The following is an 18,132-nucleotide window of genomic DNA, read 5'->3' as shown; positions in this document are numbered from 1 at the left end:
TTGTGATAAGATGTTATAGGAAAATTCTACTTATTGACAAAGGGAGAAGGGTTTATGCAAACAAAGATTCTCGGTTTTATCATCACACTGGTCGGAATCATCCTTCTGCTTGTCCAAACCGATCTCACTTCTATTGCTTCTTTGATCACATGGCCGTTTCTCTTATTCTTGTTCAGTGTCCTTTTGCTTTATGTCGGAATCTTGAAGAAAATCAGCGCGCTGACTTTGTGGGCCGGTTTCGCCGCCACCATCAGTATCATGGTCTGGGGCCTGAAATACGTCAACGGATGGCCCAAACACTGGAGCATATTGGTTGCTCTTTTCGGATTGGTTGTTTTGTTGCAATTTACCATTAACAAAAGCAAAATCACGGCTTTGGTCGGGGTGATTTTGATATTGACGGGAATTTTTGCATACCCGGGCATCACCGAACTTCCTTTGGTCTCCCCGATCACTTCGGTCTTTCATGCTTACTGGCCCGTTTTGATCGTGATCTTGGGACTGGTTTTTATCTCCAAAAAATAATGGGGCCATCGTCAGCCAAAACCACCGGCTCCGGTGCATGAAAATGGGACAACCGGGGATACCGGTGGTTTTCTTACCCTTTTTGCAATCCCTCCATGGTTCGTGAATAACTTATTGGTGGAAAACCGTACACATTCCGATGAAGAAAACAAGGGAGAGATCGCGGAATGATTTCTTTAAAAAGCCCCCAAGAAATCCGCAAAATGCATGAAGCGGGAAAACTTCTTGCCAAATGTCATCAGCACTTGAAAAAACGAATTCGGCCGGGAGTGACAACACTTGAGATCGACGAATGGGTGGAACAGTTTTTGAAGCAGCACGGGGCCACCCCGGAACAAAAAGGTTACATGGGCTATCCCTATGCCACCTGTGCTTCAGTCAACGATGAGGTGTGCCACGGTTTCCCCCGGAAAACACCGCTGAAAGAAGGAGACATTGTTTGCATTGACATGGTCGTCAACCTGGACGGTTGGCTGGCCGACTCGGCTTGGTCTTATGCAGTGGGAAAGATTTCCGAAGCGGCCCGAAACTTATTAACCGTCACCAAAACCGCATTGTATAAAGGCATTGAACAAGCCAAACCCGGCAACAAAATCGGGGACATTTCCCATGCCATCCAGTCTTATGCCGAGCAAAACGGAATGTCGGTGGTCCGATCGTTTATCGGTCACGGGATCGGCCGGCGCATCCATGAACTCCCCGAAGTTCCCCATTTCGGCCCGCCCGGCCAGGGAGCGGAATTGAAAGAAGGAATGGTGATCACGATTGAACCCATGCTGAACTTGGGAAAGCATTTGGTCAAAATCATGGAGGACGGATGGACGGCCAAAACAGTGGACGGGAGTTTGTCGGCGCAATACGAACACACCGTGGCGATCACCAAAGACGGGCCGCTCATCCTGACCCGGCAACCGGATGAATCCTTTGATTTTTAAGTAAAAGAAAAAGGGCTGTGCAAATCGCGACAGCCCTTTTTTGCTTAAAGGTCAAAAACGGTTTTCAAATTGGACTTTTCCTCGTAACGTTGAAGTGCCAACTCAATCAGTTTGGAAATCAATTCCGGATAGGAAACCCCTGAATGCTCCCACAACTTTGGATACATGCTGTAAGGCGTGAAGCCCGGCATGGTGTTAATCTCATTGATCAACACCCGGCCGTTGTCCTTGCGGATGAAGAAGTCCACCCGCGCCAAGCCGCTGCAATCAATGGCTTTGTATGCCTGAATTGCCAGTTGCCGGACCTTGCCGGTTGTCTCTTCCGGAAGTTCCGCCGGAATCCGCATCACGGATTTCCCGTCAATATACTTGGCTTTATAATCATAAAATTCATTGGAAGATACGATTTCCCCCGGCATGGAAGCTTGCGGTTCATCATTTCCCAACACGGCCACTTCCACCTCATGTGCGGGAATATACTCTTCCACAATCACTTTCCGGTCATATTGGGCAGCCAACTGCAAAGCCTCCGCCAATGCCTCACGGTCTTTGGCCTTGGAAATCCCCACGCTGGAACCCAGATTGGCCGGTTTGACAAAGCAGGGGTAGCCAAGTTCTTGTTCCACTTTTTTGATCACTCTTTGGATGTCTTTTTTAAGTTCTGATTTCAAGAAATAAACGTATTTGCCTTGCGGAAGCCCCTCTTGTTCAAACACTTTCTTGGCCAACACTTTATCCATGCCGACGGCCGATGCCAACACCCCGGCTCCGACATAAGGGATCTGCGCCATTTCCAACATGCCCTGAATGGTCCCGTCTTCACCGTATGTGCCGTGCAAAACGGGAAACACCACATCCACTTCATGCGGGGCAAATGCAGGCAAGGTTCCGCTTCCTTTGGACACAAGCGCCGGCAAATGTGTTTGCAATTGCTCGCAAACTTCTTTCTCAAGCAAGCCGGCAATGGCCGGAATCGCTTTTTCCCCGAAATGCCATTGTCCTTCATGCGAAATCCAAACGGGAATCACTTCGTATTGGTTCCGGTCAATCGCCTGGATCACGGATGCGGCCGAATTTAAAGAGACTTCATGCTCCCCGGATCTTCCTCCGAACAAAACCGCAACACGAACTTTTTTCTCCATTCTCCCACCCTTTCTTCCGTCTACTCCTGATTTGCGTTCACTTGTTCCTCAATCAAGTTCCACAACTGCTCTTTACCATATGCAGTTTGCGCGGAAAAGAGAAGGAACGGATCTTCTTTTTCCATTTTCAAAGTTTCCCTGATGATCTTGGCATGCTTTTGCCATTTTCCTTTCGGAACTTTATCTGCCTTGGTGGCCACGACCCATGTCGGGATGGAATAATACGTTAAGAACTCGTACATATTCTGATCATCTTTCGAGGGTGGGTGTCGCAAATCAACCACTTGGATCACCGCTTTGAGCGGTTCCCGTTCCAGCAGATAAGTTTCCATCATTTTTCCCCACTGTTTTTTCATCGCTTTCGGAACGCGGGCAAATCCGTAACCGGGAACATCCGCAAAATAAAAAAGGTCATTGATCCGGTAAAAATTGATGGTTTGGGTTTTCCCGGGTTTTGAACTGGTACGCGCCAGATTTTTTCTTCTGATCAGACAATTGATGAGCGATGATTTGCCCACATTGGAACGCCCGGCCAGAGCAATCTCCGGCAGGGCGTCATCGGGGTATTGATCCGGTTTCACCGCACTGATCACAAACTCAGCTTTCTTCACCAGCATAAGGATCCCTCACTAACGCCAACCGCAACACTTCATCCATGTGCTCCACCGCTGTAAACTCCAATTCTTTCCGCACGCTTTTGGGAATGTCTTGAAGATCTTTTTCATTATCCTTGGGGATCAACACATGTTTGATACCCGCCCGGTGGGCACTCAACGATTTTTCCTTCAATCCGCCAATGGGCAGCACCCGTCCGCGCAATGTGATTTCCCCGGTCATCGCGACAAAACGGGAAACCGGAATTCCGGTCAATGCGGAAACCAAAGCGGTGGCCATGGTAATTCCGGCTGAAGGGCCGTCTTTGGGAATGGCTCCTTCCGGAACGTGGATGTGAATGTCGTGTTTTTCATGGAAAGACGGATCAATGTTCAATTCCTTGGCGCGGGAACGAATGTAACTGAATGCGGCTTGGGCCGATTCTTTCATCACGTCTCCCAATTTCCCCGTCAATGTGAGCTTACCGTTTCCGGGCAACAAGGAAACTTCCACGGACAACGTGTCCCCGCCCGCTTCCGTCCAGGCCAGGCCGGTTGCAATCCCGACTTGATCCTTTTCTTCCGCCCGTCCGTAACGGAAACGCTCCGGTCCCAAATATTTTTCCAAATTATTGGATGTAATGACCACTTTCTTTTTCTTGCCGGAGACAATTTGCTTGGCCGCTTTCCGGCACAAGGTTCCGATCGTTCTTTCCAGACTCCGGACCCCGGCTTCCCGCGTGTAATTCCGGATCAATTTCAACAATGCCCCCGACTGGATTTGCATGTTTTCTTTGGTTAAACCGTGTTCTTTTAACTGTTTGGGGAACAGATGGTCTTTGGCGATGTGCTCTTTTTCAATTTCTGTATAACCCGAAATGTATAAGACCTCCATCCGGTCGAGCAACGGACGGGGAATATTGTGAATCACATTGGCCGTGGTGATAAACATCACTTTGGACAAATCATACGGAATCTCAATGTAGTGATCGCTGAATGCCTGGTTTTGATTCGGATCCAGGACTTCCAAGAGCGCAGAGGCCGGATCGCCTCTGAAATCCATGGACATCTTGTCAACCTCATCCAGCAAGAAGACCGGATTGGTGCTTTGCGCTTGTTTCATTCCCTGAATGATCCGGCCCGGCATGGCACCGACATAAGTGCGGCGATGTCCGCGAATCTCCGCTTCATCCCGCACGCCTCCCAATGAGACACGGACAAAATTCCGTCCCAGCGCACGGGCAATGGAACGTGCCAAGGAAGTTTTTCCGACTCCCGGCGGGCCGGCCAGACAAAGAATGGGGCCTTTCATTTTCTTGACAATCTGTTGCACAGCCAGGTACTCCAGCACCCGTTCCTTTACTTTTTCCAATCCGTAATGATCCTCGTCCAGCACTTTTTCCGCTTTCTCCAGGCTGAGATCGTCTTCGGTTTCATGAAGCCACGGCAAATCCAATAACCAATCGATATAATTGCGAACCACACCGCCTTCAGCGGAACTGGTCGGGATTTTTTCCAAACGGTCAATTTCCTTGTCAATCTTTTCTTTGATCTCTTCCGGCGCTTTTAACTCGGACAGTTTTTGCCTCAATTCTTCCACTTCGCCCATGCGCCCTTCTTTTTCTCCCAGTTCCTTTTGAATGGCCTTCATTTGCTCACGCAGATAATATTCTTTCTGCGTTTTTTCCATCTGTTTTTTGACCCGGGAGTTGATCTTTTTCTCCAACTCCAGCACTTCTTTTTCGTTATGGATCATGGACAACAATTTTTCGAGACGGGCCTGAACGTTCAACGTTTCCACAATCGTTTGCTTGTCTGCAATCTTCAGCGGAAGATGTGATGCAATGACATCCGCCAGCCGTCCCGGTTCATCAATATCCGCCACGACCGAATACGTTTCCGGCGAAAGCTTTTTGGACAAGCGCAGATATTGTTCAAAATGCTCCAACACCGCCCGCATCAGCGCTTCCGTATCCAGACCGTCTTCTTCTTCTTCCGCCAATTCTTCATACCGGACGATGTAACAATCTTCATCATCGAGGTATTCAATGATGCTTGCTCTTTTCAAACCTTCCACAAGCACCCGGATGGTGCCGTTTGGCAACTTCAACATTTGACGAACCTTTACAATCGTACCGGTCCGGTAGATATCGTCTTCGGTGGGTTCCTCTATCTGAAGCTCCTTTTGCGTTGCAAGCAAAATCAAATTTTGGTCGTCCACCATTGCCTTTTCCAATGCTTGAACCGACTTTTCTCTTCCTACATCCAAATGCAAAACCATGGTGGGAAATACAACCAAGCCTCTCAATGGCAAAAGAGGCAATACATGTTGTTCCCCTTCTTTTACAGCCATACATGCACCTCCGTTGCTGTCAACACAAGGAACAGGATGCCAGCTTTGTACGATTTTATCTTATTCATTCTTTTTTGTCTACGACACGAGGGCAACCGCCGGCAGCGGCCCGCAGCCGGAACAAAAAGTGGACTCTGCATTCCTATATTATACCGGAGCCGAAGTGGGTGAAAAAAGAACCGGCATTTCCACGGATTTTTCCCGGCCAAAAGCAAGTTCAAAAACCGTCTCAATGCGTTCAACAGGAATCACTTCAATCCCTTCCAACTGCATAAAAATCGACTGCATGTTTTCTTTGGGAATCAACACTTTCTCAGCTCCTGCCTGCTTGGCCGCTTCCACTTTGGCAATGATGCCTCCCACGGGCTTCACATATCCGTGAATGCTTAACTCTCCGGTCATGGCCATTTTGGGGTCCATCGGAATGCCTTTAATGGCGGAATAAATCGCCGTGGCCATGGCAATTCCCGCCGAAGGGCCATCCACCGGCACACCGCCGGGGAAATTGATGTGCAAATGGTAATCATCCGGTTGCAACCCCATTTTTCGCAGAACCGTCATCACATTTTCCACCGAACCCCGGGCCATGCTTTTTCTTCGCAATGTCCGCTGCCGGTTGGCCATTTCCTCTTCTTCGACCACTCCTGTAATCCGGACGGTTCCCTGATCTTTTGCCGCGCGGGTTGCCGACACTTCAATTTCCAAAGTCGCCCCCATGTGCGGGCCGAGCACGGCCAATCCGGTGACGAGCCCCACTTGTGCTTTTTCCGGCATTTTCAATTCCGGGCGCGGATTTAACTGACTGCTGTTTACAACCCATTCCACGTCACGGGCTTCCACCCGGTTGCGCTGTTCACTCAACGCCACGCCCACTGCGGTTTGGACAATATTCACCGCATCGCGCCCGTTCATCGCATAACGCATGATCACCTGAACGGCTTCCGGGCTGTAATCAAAATGAATCCTCTCCAGGGCATCGGTGGCGATTTTCTCGATTTCATGCGCCAACAGCGGTCGAAAAAAAATCTCCATGCAGCGTGACCGGATGGCCGGAGGAATTTCTTCAGGAGGTCGTGTGGTTGCACCAATGAGGCGAAAATCAGCCGGCAAACCATTTTGGAAAATGTCATGAATATGCCGGGGGGTATTGGTGTCTTCTTCATTGTAGTAGGCACTTTCCAAAAACACCTTGCGGTCTTCCAACACTTTTAACAGTTTGTTCATCTGCACGGGATGCAATTCCCCGATTTCATCGATAAACAAAACCCCGCCATGCGCCTTGGTCACCGCTCCCGGTTTGGGTTGGGGAACCCCGGCAATTCCCATGGCTCCGGCTCCCTGATAAATCGGATCATGCACCGAACCGATCAAAGGGTCGGCAATGCCCCGTTCATCAAAGCGGGCCGTGGTCGCATCGATTTCAATGAACTTGGATTTTTCATTAAAGGGAGAGAAACGGTTCTTTTTCGCTTCCTCCAAAATCAGGCGCGCAGCCGCTGTTTTCCCGACTCCGGGCGGCCCGTAAATCAGGACATGCTGCGGATTCGGTCCGCACAACGCCGCCTTTAACGAACGAATGCCCTCTTCTTGTCCGACAATGTCCTCCAGTTTGGCCGGCCTGGTTTTTTCCGCCAGGGGTTCGGTCAAAGAGACCTCGCGCATGGACCGGAGCCTTTCCAATTCTTTGCGTGATTCTTTATTTACCGCACTGCGGCTGGATTGTTGGCTTTTTAACAAACTCCAGAAATAAATCCCGATAATGATGGAGAAAAACACTTGTAAAAACATAAGTAAAGAAGTCCAGTTCATAGGCCCCTTCCTTTCCTCCCTGCAATTTGGACAGACACCGTCTGCTTTTTCTGTATTATGACCGCAGGAGGAAAGGGATACTCATGCTTTTTCAATAGCCAAAAAGCACCAAAATCGTGGCATCAACGGCTTTTCATGTACATGTCGAAAGCCCAGTGCAGCATCGGGATGACCGGGTAATCCCATTCTCCCATAAATTGACAGGCTTCACCGCCAAAACCCATTTTAAATTGCAGCAATTCAAATAACCGGTTGTTTTCATCCAAAACCGTGGAAATTCCCCGGAAATCAAATATGGTGTCGCCATGCCGGTAAGCATCCTGAATCATCTTCCAACGCAGCAGGTACGCGGACGGATCTTCGTATGAATCACTGCGCCGGGCATTGTACAAATCCCATGTATGCCCGTCCACTCTCACCGCCAGCGAGGCGCTTAACAACTGATTGTCTTTCCGTGCCAAATAAAGCCGGATCCGGTAAGGATTTTCCAATACCAATGTTTCAAACATTTTTTCAAAATAAGAAACATCCCGGACATTGGATTGTTCCCGTTTGGCCGTCAGCGAGAGCAACTCGTGAAACTCCGGCAAATCGTTTTCTGTTCCCAGGTAAACATGCACTCCGCTGTTTTCCGCGTCCCGGATCCTTTGTTGCCAGTCCGGATGGAAACCCGAAAAAATCTGCTCCAACGATTTTCCTTTCATGTTCAGGCGAAAGACAAACTGCGGTTGCACGGTGTCGAAACTGTCTTCCCCGCCGTTTTGTCTCCATCCCATCTCCGCCAATTCCTGTTTCACATATTCCACCGCATTGAAGACCTGATCCGGCAAAATGTCTGTCAAACGTTTATTTTTCAATCCATGGGATTTAAATTCCTGAACAGCTTGGGAAATCCGGTTCGCAGACCACTTTTTGCTGACAAGCGGCGGATCCATTTTCACGGAGAATACATTACGGTTTTTCAAGTGGTGAAACAAAGGATGGAACCAATCGGTCAGGGAATAACTTGAAAACCAATCGATCATCGGTCCTCGGGGTATGTATGCCAAATATTTATTTAATCCGGGTACCTTCCTGTATAATACAACAGCTCCGCCCACCAATTTGCCGTCTTTCGTCGCCCATCCCAAAAATTCATGTAACCATTTCCATTCGGACTTCAAGTCCGCCCAAGACGGATACTGTAAGAAATTTCTGTAAGGTTGCGTCTCAACGAAATCCAAAAATTTTTCTCGCTCCACTGAAACGATTTGTAACAAATTTCCTCACCCCTTTGTTAATCGAAAAAGCAGCTCTACCCGCGACGTAGAACTGCTTCTAATTCGATCAGAAACTACTACATTTTAACATATCATGAACCATAGAAAAAAGCATCTGCTATTTCTCCAGCAGATGCCCAAATCCCATTCTTCCTCAAGCAGATTCTTCTTTTTTTGTTGTAATGACGCGCCCTTCACGGGTGTAAAGTTTCGGGCTTCCCCCTTGCACCACCGTGTCCTTGGTGATGACACATTTGACGATATCATCGCGCGAAGGCAATTCAAACATGACATCCAGCATGATGGACTCGATGATCGCCCTGAGTCCCCGGGCCCCCGTTTTGCGCTTGATGGCTTCTTTGGCAATGGCCTCCAGCGCGTCTTGTTCAAAGGACAATTCGACATTGTCCATTTCCAACAGTTTTTTGTACTGTTTCACCAGTGCATTTTTGGGCTCGAGCAAGATGCGCACCAGCGCTTTCTCATCGAGCGGTTCCAATGTGGAAATAACCGGAAGCCTTCCCACAAATTCCGGAATGAGACCAAACTTCAAGAGGTCTTCAGGCAACACCAGCTTCAGGTATTCGCCCGGTGTCATGTTGACGTTTTGCTGGTCCATTCCAAAACCGATCACTTTCTTGCCGATCCGCCGTTTGATGATCGTTTCCAATCCGTCAAAGGCGCCCCCGCAAATAAACAAAATGTTGCTGGTGTCAATTTGGATGAACTCCTGGTGCGGGTGTTTGCGCCCTCCTTGCGGCGGCACACTGGCTACGGTTCCTTCCAAAATCTTCAGCAACGCCTGTTGGACACCCTCACCGGACACGTCACGGGTGATCGACGGATTTTCAGATTTGCGGGCGACTTTGTCAATCTCATCAATGTAGATGATCCCGCGTTCCGCTTTTTCAATATCGTAATCCGCCGCTTGGATCAATTTGAGCAGGATGTTTTCCACGTCTTCCCCGACATAACCCGCTTCCGTCAGCGAAGTCGCGTCCGCAATCGCAAACGGGACATTCAGGATGCGGGCCAATGTTTGGGCAAGAAGGGTTTTCCCGCTCCCCGTCGGTCCCACCATCATGATGTTGCTTTTTTGCAGTTCAACATCATCGGATTTCTGCGAAGAATTGATCCGCTTATAGTGGTTGTAAACCGCAACGGACAAAGCTTTCTTCGCTTCTTCCTGACCTATGACGTATTCCTCCAGAATAGCGCAGATCTCTTGTGGTTTGGGCAAGTTTTGCAGATCGATTTCTTCTTCATTGCCCAATTCTTCTTCCACAATTTCATTGCACAATTCAATGCATTCGTCACAGATATATACACCAGGTCCGGCGACCAGCTTGCGCACCTGATCCTGGGATTTTCCACAGAAAGAACATTTCAATTGTCCTTTTTCTTCATTGAACTTAAACATCTTCTCTCTCACCCCTTTCAACGATTGATGGCCATCACCTGGTCCACGATGCCGTATTCCTTGGCCTCTTCGGCACTCATGAAATAATCGCGATCCGTGTCCCGGGCGATCTTGTCAATCGGTTGCCCCGTTCGTTCAGACAAGATCCGGTTGATTCTCTCTTTAGTCTTCAGGATCCAGTCTGCATGAATTTTTATGTCTGTCGCTTGTCCCCGGGCGCCTCCCAGAGGTTGGTGAATCATCACTTCGCTGTTTGGCAGCGCCAAGCGCTTTCCTTTCGCACCGGCGGCCAGCAAAAAGGCTCCCATGCTGGCGGCAAGCCCGACGCAAATGGTGGAGACTTGCGGCTGAACATGATTCATGGTGTCGTAAATCGCCATACCGGCGGTTACGGAACCACCTGGTGAATTTATGTACAAATAAATGTCTTTTTCCGGGTCTTCCGCACTCAAAAACAGCAATTGGGCAACAACCAAATTGGCCACATTATCATCAATGGGCCCTCCCAAAAAGATAATGCGGTCTTTCAACAGTCTGGAATAGATATCGTAGGAGCGCTCTCCCCGATTGGTCTGTTCTACCACCATTGGCACCAAAGGCATTAAAAACACCTCATTTCGGAGTGAAAAATTTGAAAAACAAGGCACGTTTTCACGTGCCTCACTTCATCTCCTATCATCATTATGCCTTATTTTTACTGTTCGATACAAGTAGATCGATCGTTTTCTTCATGCGAAGTTGATCCTTCACGGAATCAAGGGCACCTTGATTTTCCAGAATGCGGCGCACTTCATCCGCTTCGCGGCCCATTTCTTCAGCCATTTGTTTGATTTCTTCTTCCACTTCTTCATCTTTGACTTCAATTTGCTCTTCTTTGGCAATGGCTTCCAAAACAAGATCGGCGCGAACGCGTTTTTCCGCATCTTCTTTGAACTGGTCTTTTAACGCTTCTTGATCCTGGCCGGTGAATTGCGCATAGGTTTCCAGGTTCAAGCCTTGGTACATCAAGCGTTGTTCAAATTGGCGCAACATGTTTTCCGTTTCGTTTTCAATCATCACTTCCGGAATTTCCACTGTTGCATTTTGCGCCGCTTTTTCCACCAGTTCATTGCGGATGAAGTTTTCTTTGTCTTTTTCCGCTTTTTCTTTCATGTTTTTCTCGATGTCGGCTTTCAATTCTTCGAGCGTGTCAAACTCGCTGACATCCTGAGCAAATTCGTCGTCCAGCTCCGGCAGGTTCAACCGTTTGATTTCGTGAAGTTTCACTTTGAAGGTGGCCGGTTTCCCTTTCAAATCTTCAACATGGTATTCTTCCGGGAAGGTGACTTGAATTTCTTTTTCTTCTCCGGCCTTCATGCCGATCAGCTGGTCTTCAAAACCGGGGATAAACGTTCCGGAACCGACTTCCAGCGTGTATTGTTCTGCTTTCCCGCCTTCAAAAGGTTCTCCGTCGACAAATCCTTCAAAGTCAATGATCACACGGTCGCCTTTTTCCACGGTTCCATCTTCCACCGGTTCCAATTGACCTTGTTGTTTTTGCATGCGTTCGAGTTCTTTTTCCACATCTTCGGGTTTCACGGCGAATTGTTCTTCATCCACTTCCACTTCTAATCCTTTGTATTCACCGAGTTCCACTTCCGGTTTCACGGTCACCGTCGCCTTGAAGATCAACGATTTGCCTTTTTCCAGTTGCTCGATGTCGATCTCCGGACGGTCCACCGGCACGATTCCCGTTTCTTCCACAGCTTGTTCATAAGCTTTGGGCAGCAGGATATCGAGAGCGTCCTGATACAACACTTCGACGCCAAACCGTTTTTCGAAGATGGCACGCGGCACTTTCCCTTTGCGGAATCCGGGGACATTCACTTGTTTGACCACTTTTTTGAACGCTTGGTCCAGTGCGTCTTGAACCGATTGCTCATCTGTTTCGACCGTAAGGATACCTTTGTTTTTTTCTGTTTTTTCCCAGCTTGCCTTCATTACACAGTTACCTCCTGCATCACAAATCTATCATATGGTATGATCAGTCCGATTCACTAGTATCGCTCCCCGCAATAACCACTTCATTATAACACAGTAAAGCAACTTTTCAATAAACATCAAACATCCATGAACAGGAAAAAAGCCCCTATAAACCCGGGGAACTTACTATTCATCATTATGTATCCCATACCAACAGCCACTATGTTAAACCATGTGATCTCATCTTGTAAAGAAGATCAACAATTAACTATAAATATTCGTTTCATCCTTTCTTTTTCCTCTTTTTATCCGTGATCCCGGGACAAAAAATGCCGGACGGCCCGGATGGCAACGAATGAACGCCAATCACCGCGGTTTTCCGGGTCGTCCCTTTTCCGTCTTTTAAGAGATTTTTCCAACCGCTTCCTCGTATTCCCGCTTCAGCTCCGCCACCACTTCCTGAACGGTTTGGACTTTCCGGATCTGACCCACTCCGTGGCCGGCCGACCAAATGTCTTTCCATGCTTTGGGACCGGTTTCATTCATTTTGGAGAAATCGACGGTTCCCTTTTTCTCCAAGTGCTCCGGATCCAAACCGGCTCTTTCGATGCTCGGTTTCAAATAGTTGGCATTGACACCGCTGAATGCGTCGGTGTAGATGATATCATCCAAGTCTGACTCAATCAGCATGTTTTTGTAATCTTCACTGGCCAAACTTTCAACCGTCGGAATGAAACGCGTCCCCATGTAAGCGAGATCCGCTCCCATTACTTTGGCTGCCAGGATATCGCGGCCGTTGGAAATACTTCCGGCCAGAATCGTCTTTCCGTTCCAAAATTTGCGCACTTCACCAATGAACGCAAACGGGTTGATCGTCCCGCCATGCCCCCCTGCGCCGGAACAAACCAGAATCAATCCGTCAACACCGGCAGACGCGGCTTTTTTGGCATGAGGCAAAGTGCTCACATCCGAAAACACCAATCCGCCGTATTCGTGCACAACATCCACCACGGGCGCCGGATTGCCGAGGGACGTGATCACAATGGGCGGCTTGTATTTTTGGATCGCTTTCAAATCTTCCTCATATCTCCGGTTGGTCCGGTGCACCACCAGGTTGACCGCCCAAGGGGCCACGGTTTGGTTTTTTTCCAATTCTTCGATGGATTCCGTAATTTTTTTCATCCAAACATCCAAATCTTCGGACGTCCTTGCATTTAACAAAGGAAATGAACCGACGATTCCGGCTTTGCAACACTCGATCACCAATTCCGGGCCGGATACCAGAAACATCGGCGCTGCAACCACAGGCAAAGTTAATTGTTCCAAGTTTGGCATGTTTCATCGCCTCCTCTTCTACATCTTACCCGAATCTGAAAATAATTTCAGCCTAAACGTAAGGTTTTATTTTTTCTGTCAATTTTTTAATTTCCGTTTCCAAGTTTTTGATCTTTTCTTCCAACTGTAAAAGCTGTTGTTGCTTTTCTGAACGCCCCGTCCTCCACTTTTGAATCCGCTCAAACAAGAGCAACAGGCTGGGATCATGCATAACCGTCCAGATGACCGCATCCTCAAACGTTTCTTTCCTTCCCGGCATTCCGTGGTCTTTTCCGTTTCGCAAATGTTCATCCAAGAGCTTTTCGATTTTGCTGTTGTTTGGGCCGCCGGATTGCCGGAAGAAAGCTTCGATTCGCTCTTCCATGGTCATTTTGCGCTCTTTCAACGCCATCCCCCTTCCCGTCATCCCGTCAAGCTCTTTTGGAACGGAACACTCTCCATAACAGGTAAACACTCAGCGCCGATGCCCCCCACAGCATTCCTTGCATCAACCATTTGATCGACTGGACTGACTGCATCCATTCATTTCCAAAAGCAAGAAAAACTGCCGATCCCACGAATAAGCCGCTTGCCAGCCAAGCCAACGCCATCCGGTTGACCATCTTGTTCATTTGCCGGACCAAATGATCATCGGTCCGGTTTTCCACCACCACTTTCCAGTCATTCCACGCAAGCCGCTCCAGGATTTTGTTCAGCCTGCGCGGCAAAGTGCCGGTCAGCTTCGCCACTTCACTGATCCAACTGGCATTGGCCCGGTAGTTAAACCTCCGCGACAACCAGCTTTTCAAGATTTGCACATCGGCCGATTCCACAACCGTGTGGTAACTGATTTCCGGGCACAACCACCGTGCCGTCCCTTCTGCGGCCGTGAATCCTTTTGCCCACAAAGCCATGGCATTGGGAATGCGGCAATGGTTTTTCACCCCGATCACAATCGCCTGGATCAAGAGATTCCCCCAATTGTATTTGCCCGCCTGATCACTGTTCACATAGTGCACAAAATGGGAACGCAACTGATCTTTTAAGCGGATCGGATCGGTGTAAGGCGTCGGTTGGATAATATCCAAAACGGCTTCCGCCGCATCTTCCGCCTGATTCAAGCGGGTGTGAAGCAACATGCGGAAAATGGCTTCGGTATGGAGGGAATCCACCCGCCCAACCATTCCCCAGTCAATCACATACGCCTTTTTCGTGTGCTTATCGATCATGATGTTGGAACCGTGCGGATCACCATGATAATATCCTTCGGAAAACGTTTTGACATAATAATGGGCCAAATCGACCATCCGCATAAACCGTTCTTCAAACGTGAGAAAATCCACCGGAAATTCTTTGAGATTCCAACCGTCCACATACTCCATCACCAGGACATTTTTTGAAACCTTGTACACTTCGGGGACGGAAATGGTCTCAAAATCCTTCATCATCTCCCGGTGCTCTTTCATGGTCCGGGCTTCGGCCAGCATGTCCAGTTCGTTGGTCGAACTGCTGTAATAATCACGGACCAACCCGTTTAAATCCACTGAAGCTGCGTATGGGGGAGGGAGCCTTTTTTGCAACCGGCCGGCAAATTTTTGGATGATGGAAATATCGATTTCAAACAGTTTGTCCACGATGGGGCGGACCACTTTGACGGCACAAACCCGTCCATCCTTTAATTGTGCACGGTACACTTGGGCCAATGAAGCGGATCCGACCGGTTCCGGGTCAATCCACTCAAACTCCTTTAATCCTTCCGGAAGCCCGTCTTCCATCACCGCGGCCATATAGCGGAAAGGCATGGGAGGAACTTCGTTTAACAACTCCGAAAGTTCCGTCGTCACCGGCTCGGGAATGATTTCCTGCCGGGAAACAAGAACTTGTCCCAGTTTGATAAAAGTGGGACCCAGTTCCTCAAAAACCATCCGCAGCCGGCGTCCGAACCGGTGCAGTTTTTCTTCTTCTTCCCGGGTCCGCTTTTTAAAAAACAGCCGGAACAACCCGCGGTCTTCCAACAAGTGAAGCAACCCGTGCTTGGCAAAGATTCCGGCAATGGTGCGATACCGTTGACTTCTCGTGATTTTCAAACGCATTTCAAGAATTTCCCGCCTCGCCTGATCCAACTCCAAATCCGAAACCTCTTTCGCCGACACGACGGACACACCCATCCCCCCTTCCAAAGATTAAGACAGGCGGACACCGGGTCCGCCTGATCCAATGCAAAATTATTCATCCGTCAAGCCGACATCTTTTTCGCTGATGGAATAAATTTCATCCGGCGTTTTTCCGCGCGCCCGCCGGAGCACTTCCATGCGTGTTTGAAACTGTTTCATTGCAAAAGCAACAATGTCATCTTTTTTGAGATCAAACGGAAACGGATCCATCGTGCCGAAGATTTCATCCACCACACCAATTGCATGCGGAAGCAGCAACTCCATCCGTTTGACAACCACATCCCATATGTGATCATGCTCTGAAATGAGCCGCTGCAAAAGATAGCTCCCGTAACTGATATGCCGGGCTTCGTCTCGTTTCAAATTCGTAACGGCTTCAAACATCCCGGGCATGGCCAGTTGTCCCTGGAGAGCGGTATAAAATGCATGATAACCGGATTCGGCCAGGATTCCTTCCACCACCATGTTATAAGTAACCGAAGCTTCCGCCTGCGCTTCCGGTGACGGATCATCAATCAGACGTTCCATCGCCTGCGGCAGGTACTCGTAAAAAATTTTCTTAAAGTGGCTCTGATGATAAATCGTCAAATCCCCGGCCCCGCCGACCACTTCATCCAAAAACCTCCGGAATACCTCGGTATGTTTCGCTTCTTCAAACAGAAATGTCGTCAAATACAATTCCTCTTCCAAACGCCCTTCCATGGAAATCACCCGGATGAGCGGAAGCAAATCCCGGGTTACTGCTTCTTCCCCCGCCTGAAACATCGCCCCCAAGCGCAGACTCGCTTCTTTTTCTTCATCCGTGAAAGTTTGCCATGTTTCCTTATCTTGGGTAAAATCAATGTCTTTCGGATCCCACACCCCCAGCTTCTTCGCTTTGTGGTATAACCGCATGGGCAAAAGCGAATGATCCAATCCCTTTTCACCGGTTGTTTTCAGTTCCCGCATGATCGATCCCCCCTCAATGAGTCAAACAAGATGTCACCGCTTACAACAAGCCTTCGCGCCCCTCCTTATCGCATCCAACCATTTCAATTAAATGTTATTTTATTTGAAATATTTGGACAATCCCTGATATTCTGGGTTATAATACCCCTAAAACCAAGGTTTTTAGGGGGTTGGCCATGAAAAAAGAGCAACTGCTCGATCTGATCTCCGGCAGATATCCGGAAGGTTTGGCACGTTGGCATTTGAAATTATCCAAGTGGAATGCCCCGGATGAAGAAAAAGCCGCTCTGTCCCGTCTTTTCTCTTTCCTGCTTGATCACCTGGATCTCGCACTTTCCGACGAAAGCGCTTTGATGAGCCGGTTGCAACAATGGATGATGGATGAAACGCCGGTCGCTGATCCGAACCATTGGTTTTTTGCCGTCGGATCCCTGGAACAAATCCTCATGGAATTCGTCATGGAATCGCAAGATTCTTCGTTTGTCCAACAGGCCTTTCACAAGATCCACACACTGTGCATGAACATCAACCTGGCCCTGATGCAATGGCCGTTTTTGACACTCCGCGCTTTCGATTCTCCCCGCATCCGGTCTTATTCCCCATTGGTTGAACTGCTGCAAGGATTAAAAATCCGGCCGGATGTCCGGTGGAACAAAATAGCGGTGCTCACTTCCGAAGGAAAAGTCCTGGACCTGGCCGTTCACCACCCGCGGAACAACCGTTGGGTTGCGGCATACCCCACGGACAGACAAACTTTATTTGTCCGCCGCATCCTCCAGGGAAAAGACCGGGGATTCACCGAACCCGTCAACCAACATCTCTCACTGGCCATTTCGGGCAGCAAAAATGCTTTGTCCCGGTCTTATGCCCGGGAAATTGCGGGTTGGATCCGGCACGCCCTGCGGTTTTCCCGACAATATACCAGCGGCCCGTTATATGACACCCTCCGGCAATATGAAGCGATTCTGGAATTTGATGACACGTTGCTTTCCACCAGCGGCGTCAAGGAAACCTTGCTCACCAGCATGAAACAAATCTGCCGCCTGACCGGCTTTCAACGCAGCGCCTTTTTTTGGTACTATCCCTTATTAAAAAAGGTGGAAGGCATCTGCTCGTATAATGTGCCATTGGAAGAAATCCAACGGATTCATGAGTCCGAACAAAATGTGCCCGGGATTTCCAAATTGTTCGATGTCAAACGCCCCGTGTATTTCCGGCAGGTACACCATCTGCTGCCAAAACATCACATCCGGCATTTCCGTTTGACTTCCCTTTTGGTCGCTCCTTTATATGAAGAACACCATCATGTCACCGGCGTGCTTTTGTTGGACCAGAACGGACAACAATTTGACGTTTCACAAACCACCATCGAAATCATCCGCTCCCTGTTGACCCGCGTGTCCCGGAATTTACGCACCAAACTTTATGCCAACGCGTCTCCCCTTCAACTCTCCTCCCCGCTCACCCACCGGGAAAAACAAATTCTCCGGTTCAGCGCCAACGGATTAAGCACCAAACAGATCGCCGCCAGACTGAAAATCAGCGAACACACCGTAAACGAATATATCCGGTCGGTCTTTAAAAAGTTGCACGCCAAAAACCGGGCCGAAGCGGTTGCCAAAGCCCTGCGCCAACGGTTGATCAAATAAAAAGGACGGTTGAGCTGCGGGTTCAACCGTCCTTTTCTCATATTCACCC

At 48.9% G+C, this 18,132-nt stretch carries 15 protein-coding genes; 3 read left to right on the top strand and 12 right to left on the bottom strand.

All coding sequences use genetic code 11. The features are described 5' to 3' along the window. The first annotated feature begins 54 nt into the window (after positions 1 to 54). The gene (locus I8U21_RS09175) at positions 55 to 525 is read left to right on the top strand and encodes a hypothetical protein (RefSeq protein WP_181731794.1); all 471 of its coding nucleotides are present in this window, start codon (positions 55 to 57) and stop codon (positions 523 to 525) included. A 167-nt stretch (positions 526 to 692) separates the two neighbouring features. Further along, on the top strand, positions 693 to 1,460 hold the full coding sequence (gene map / locus I8U21_RS09170; protein WP_181731795.1) for a type I methionyl aminopeptidase: 768 nt from the start codon (positions 693 to 695) through the stop codon (positions 1,458 to 1,460). 44 nt (positions 1,461 to 1,504) lie between these two features. On the opposite strand, the gene I8U21_RS09165 is transcribed toward map, so the two are convergent. The 12 genes from I8U21_RS09165 to I8U21_RS09110 form a co-directional block, all read right to left on the bottom strand. Then, the gene (locus tag I8U21_RS09165) at positions 1,505 to 2,602 is read right to left on the bottom strand and encodes a D-alanine--D-alanine ligase (protein WP_198053791.1); all 1,098 of its coding nucleotides are present in this window, start codon (positions 2,600 to 2,602) and stop codon (positions 1,505 to 1,507) included. A 20-nt stretch (positions 2,603 to 2,622) separates the two neighbouring features. Continuing rightward, entirely contained in the window at positions 2,623 to 3,219 is a 597-nt protein-coding gene (gene yihA, locus I8U21_RS09160; protein ID WP_181731797.1) for a ribosome biogenesis GTP-binding protein YihA/YsxC, read from the bottom strand. Further along, positions 3,200 to 5,548 (bottom strand): endopeptidase La, encoded by a 2,349-nt coding sequence (lon, locus tag I8U21_RS09155; RefSeq protein WP_198053790.1) that lies wholly within the window; start codon positions 5,546 to 5,548, stop codon positions 3,200 to 3,202. Before lon ends, yihA begins: the two co-directional genes overlap by 20 nt. 147 nt (positions 5,549 to 5,695) lie before the next feature. Further along, the gene (gene lonB, locus I8U21_RS09150) at positions 5,696 to 7,357 is read right to left on the bottom strand and encodes an ATP-dependent protease LonB (RefSeq protein ID WP_181731799.1); all 1,662 of its coding nucleotides are present in this window, start codon (positions 7,355 to 7,357) and stop codon (positions 5,696 to 5,698) included. Between the two features lie 122 nt (positions 7,358 to 7,479). After that, positions 7,480 to 8,598 (bottom strand): lipid II:glycine glycyltransferase FemX, encoded by a 1,119-nt coding sequence (locus tag I8U21_RS09145; protein ID WP_309544813.1) that lies wholly within the window; start codon positions 8,596 to 8,598, stop codon positions 7,480 to 7,482. A gap of 172 nt (positions 8,599 to 8,770) precedes the next feature. Then, entirely contained in the window at positions 8,771 to 10,036 is a 1,266-nt protein-coding gene (clpX, locus tag I8U21_RS09140) for an ATP-dependent protease ATP-binding subunit ClpX (protein WP_181731801.1), read from the bottom strand. A 17-nt stretch (positions 10,037 to 10,053) separates the two neighbouring features. Beyond that, positions 10,054 to 10,638 (bottom strand): ATP-dependent Clp endopeptidase proteolytic subunit ClpP, encoded by a 585-nt coding sequence (clpP, locus tag I8U21_RS09135; protein WP_181731802.1) that lies wholly within the window; start codon positions 10,636 to 10,638, stop codon positions 10,054 to 10,056. 79 nt (positions 10,639 to 10,717) lie between these two features. Then, positions 10,718 to 12,016 carry a trigger factor gene (gene tig / locus I8U21_RS09130; RefSeq protein ID WP_181731803.1) on the bottom strand — a complete coding sequence of 433 codons (1,299 nt, stop codon included), beginning with the start codon at positions 12,014 to 12,016 and terminating at the stop codon, positions 10,718 to 10,720. A gap of 384 nt (positions 12,017 to 12,400) precedes the next feature. Then, a complete protein-coding gene (locus I8U21_RS09125) occupies positions 12,401 to 13,333 on the bottom strand; it encodes an NAD(P)H-dependent flavin oxidoreductase (protein ID WP_037993563.1) in 933 nt (310 codons plus the stop codon). A 52-nt stretch (positions 13,334 to 13,385) separates the two neighbouring features. Further along, positions 13,386 to 13,718, bottom strand: coding sequence for a hypothetical protein (locus I8U21_RS09120; RefSeq protein ID WP_231564560.1), 333 nt, complete (start codon positions 13,716 to 13,718; stop codon positions 13,386 to 13,388). Positions 13,719 to 13,743: 25 nt separating this feature from the next. Beyond that, complete coding sequence (locus tag I8U21_RS09115; protein WP_037993565.1) at positions 13,744 to 15,480, bottom strand: ABC1 kinase family protein; 1,737 nt, start codon at positions 15,478 to 15,480, stop codon at positions 13,744 to 13,746. Between the two features lie 57 nt (positions 15,481 to 15,537). Beyond that, positions 15,538 to 16,434: a R2-like ligand-binding oxidase gene (locus I8U21_RS09110; RefSeq protein ID WP_037993567.1), complete on the bottom strand. Its 897-nt coding sequence runs from the start codon at positions 16,432 to 16,434 to the stop codon at positions 15,538 to 15,540. Between the two features lie 176 nt (positions 16,435 to 16,610). Between I8U21_RS09110 and I8U21_RS09105 the strand changes: the two genes are divergently transcribed. After that, on the top strand, positions 16,611 to 18,083 hold the full coding sequence (locus I8U21_RS09105) for a LuxR C-terminal-related transcriptional regulator (RefSeq protein WP_198053789.1): 1,473 nt from the start codon (positions 16,611 to 16,613) through the stop codon (positions 18,081 to 18,083). Positions 18,084 to 18,132: the final 49 nt, after the last annotated feature.

Source organism: Thermoactinomyces sp. CICC 23799, from assembly GCF_016055145.1.
Taxonomy (GTDB): Bacteria; Bacillota; Bacilli; order Thermoactinomycetales; family Thermoactinomycetaceae; genus Thermoactinomyces; species Thermoactinomyces intermedius.
Note: the sequence above shows the minus strand (reverse complement) of the source record. Positions and strands in the feature narration are given on the sequence as shown.

What these genes read in the sequence shown, in the direction of transcription:
- yihA (WP_181731797.1), bottom strand. Translation starts at nt 3,219, where the DNA reads ATGCTGGTGAAGAAAGCTGAGTTTGTGATCAGTGCGGTGAAACCGGAT.
- lonB (WP_181731799.1), bottom strand. Translation starts at nt 7,357, where the DNA reads ATGAACTGGACTTCTTTACTTATGTTTTTACAAGTGTTTTTCTCCATC.
- clpP (WP_181731802.1), bottom strand. Translation starts at nt 10,638, where the DNA reads ATGCCTTTGGTGCCAATGGTGGTAGAACAGACCAATCGGGGAGAGCGC.
- map (WP_181731795.1), top strand. Translation starts at nt 693, where the DNA reads ATGATTTCTTTAAAAAGCCCCCAAGAAATCCGCAAAATGCATGAAGCG.
- clpX (WP_181731801.1), bottom strand. Translation starts at nt 10,036, where the DNA reads ATGTTTAAGTTCAATGAAGAAAAAGGACAATTGAAATGTTCTTTCTGT.
- I8U21_RS09115 (WP_037993565.1), bottom strand. Translation starts at nt 15,480, where the DNA reads ATGGGTGTGTCCGTCGTGTCGGCGAAAGAGGTTTCGGATTTGGAGTTG.
- tig (WP_181731803.1), bottom strand. Translation starts at nt 12,016, where the DNA reads ATGAAGGCAAGCTGGGAAAAAACAGAAAAAAACAAAGGTATCCTTACG.
- I8U21_RS09165 (WP_198053791.1), bottom strand. Translation starts at nt 2,602, where the DNA reads ATGGAGAAAAAAGTTCGTGTTGCGGTTTTGTTCGGAGGAAGATCCGGG.
- I8U21_RS09105 (WP_198053789.1), top strand. Translation starts at nt 16,611, where the DNA reads ATGAAAAAAGAGCAACTGCTCGATCTGATCTCCGGCAGATATCCGGAA.
- I8U21_RS09175 (WP_181731794.1), top strand. Translation starts at nt 55, where the DNA reads ATGCAAACAAAGATTCTCGGTTTTATCATCACACTGGTCGGAATCATC.
- I8U21_RS09110 (WP_037993567.1), bottom strand. Translation starts at nt 16,434, where the DNA reads ATGCGGGAACTGAAAACAACCGGTGAAAAGGGATTGGATCATTCGCTT.
- I8U21_RS09125 (WP_037993563.1), bottom strand. Translation starts at nt 13,333, where the DNA reads ATGCCAAACTTGGAACAATTAACTTTGCCTGTGGTTGCAGCGCCGATG.
- lon (WP_198053790.1), bottom strand. Translation starts at nt 5,548, where the DNA reads ATGGCTGTAAAAGAAGGGGAACAACATGTATTGCCTCTTTTGCCATTG.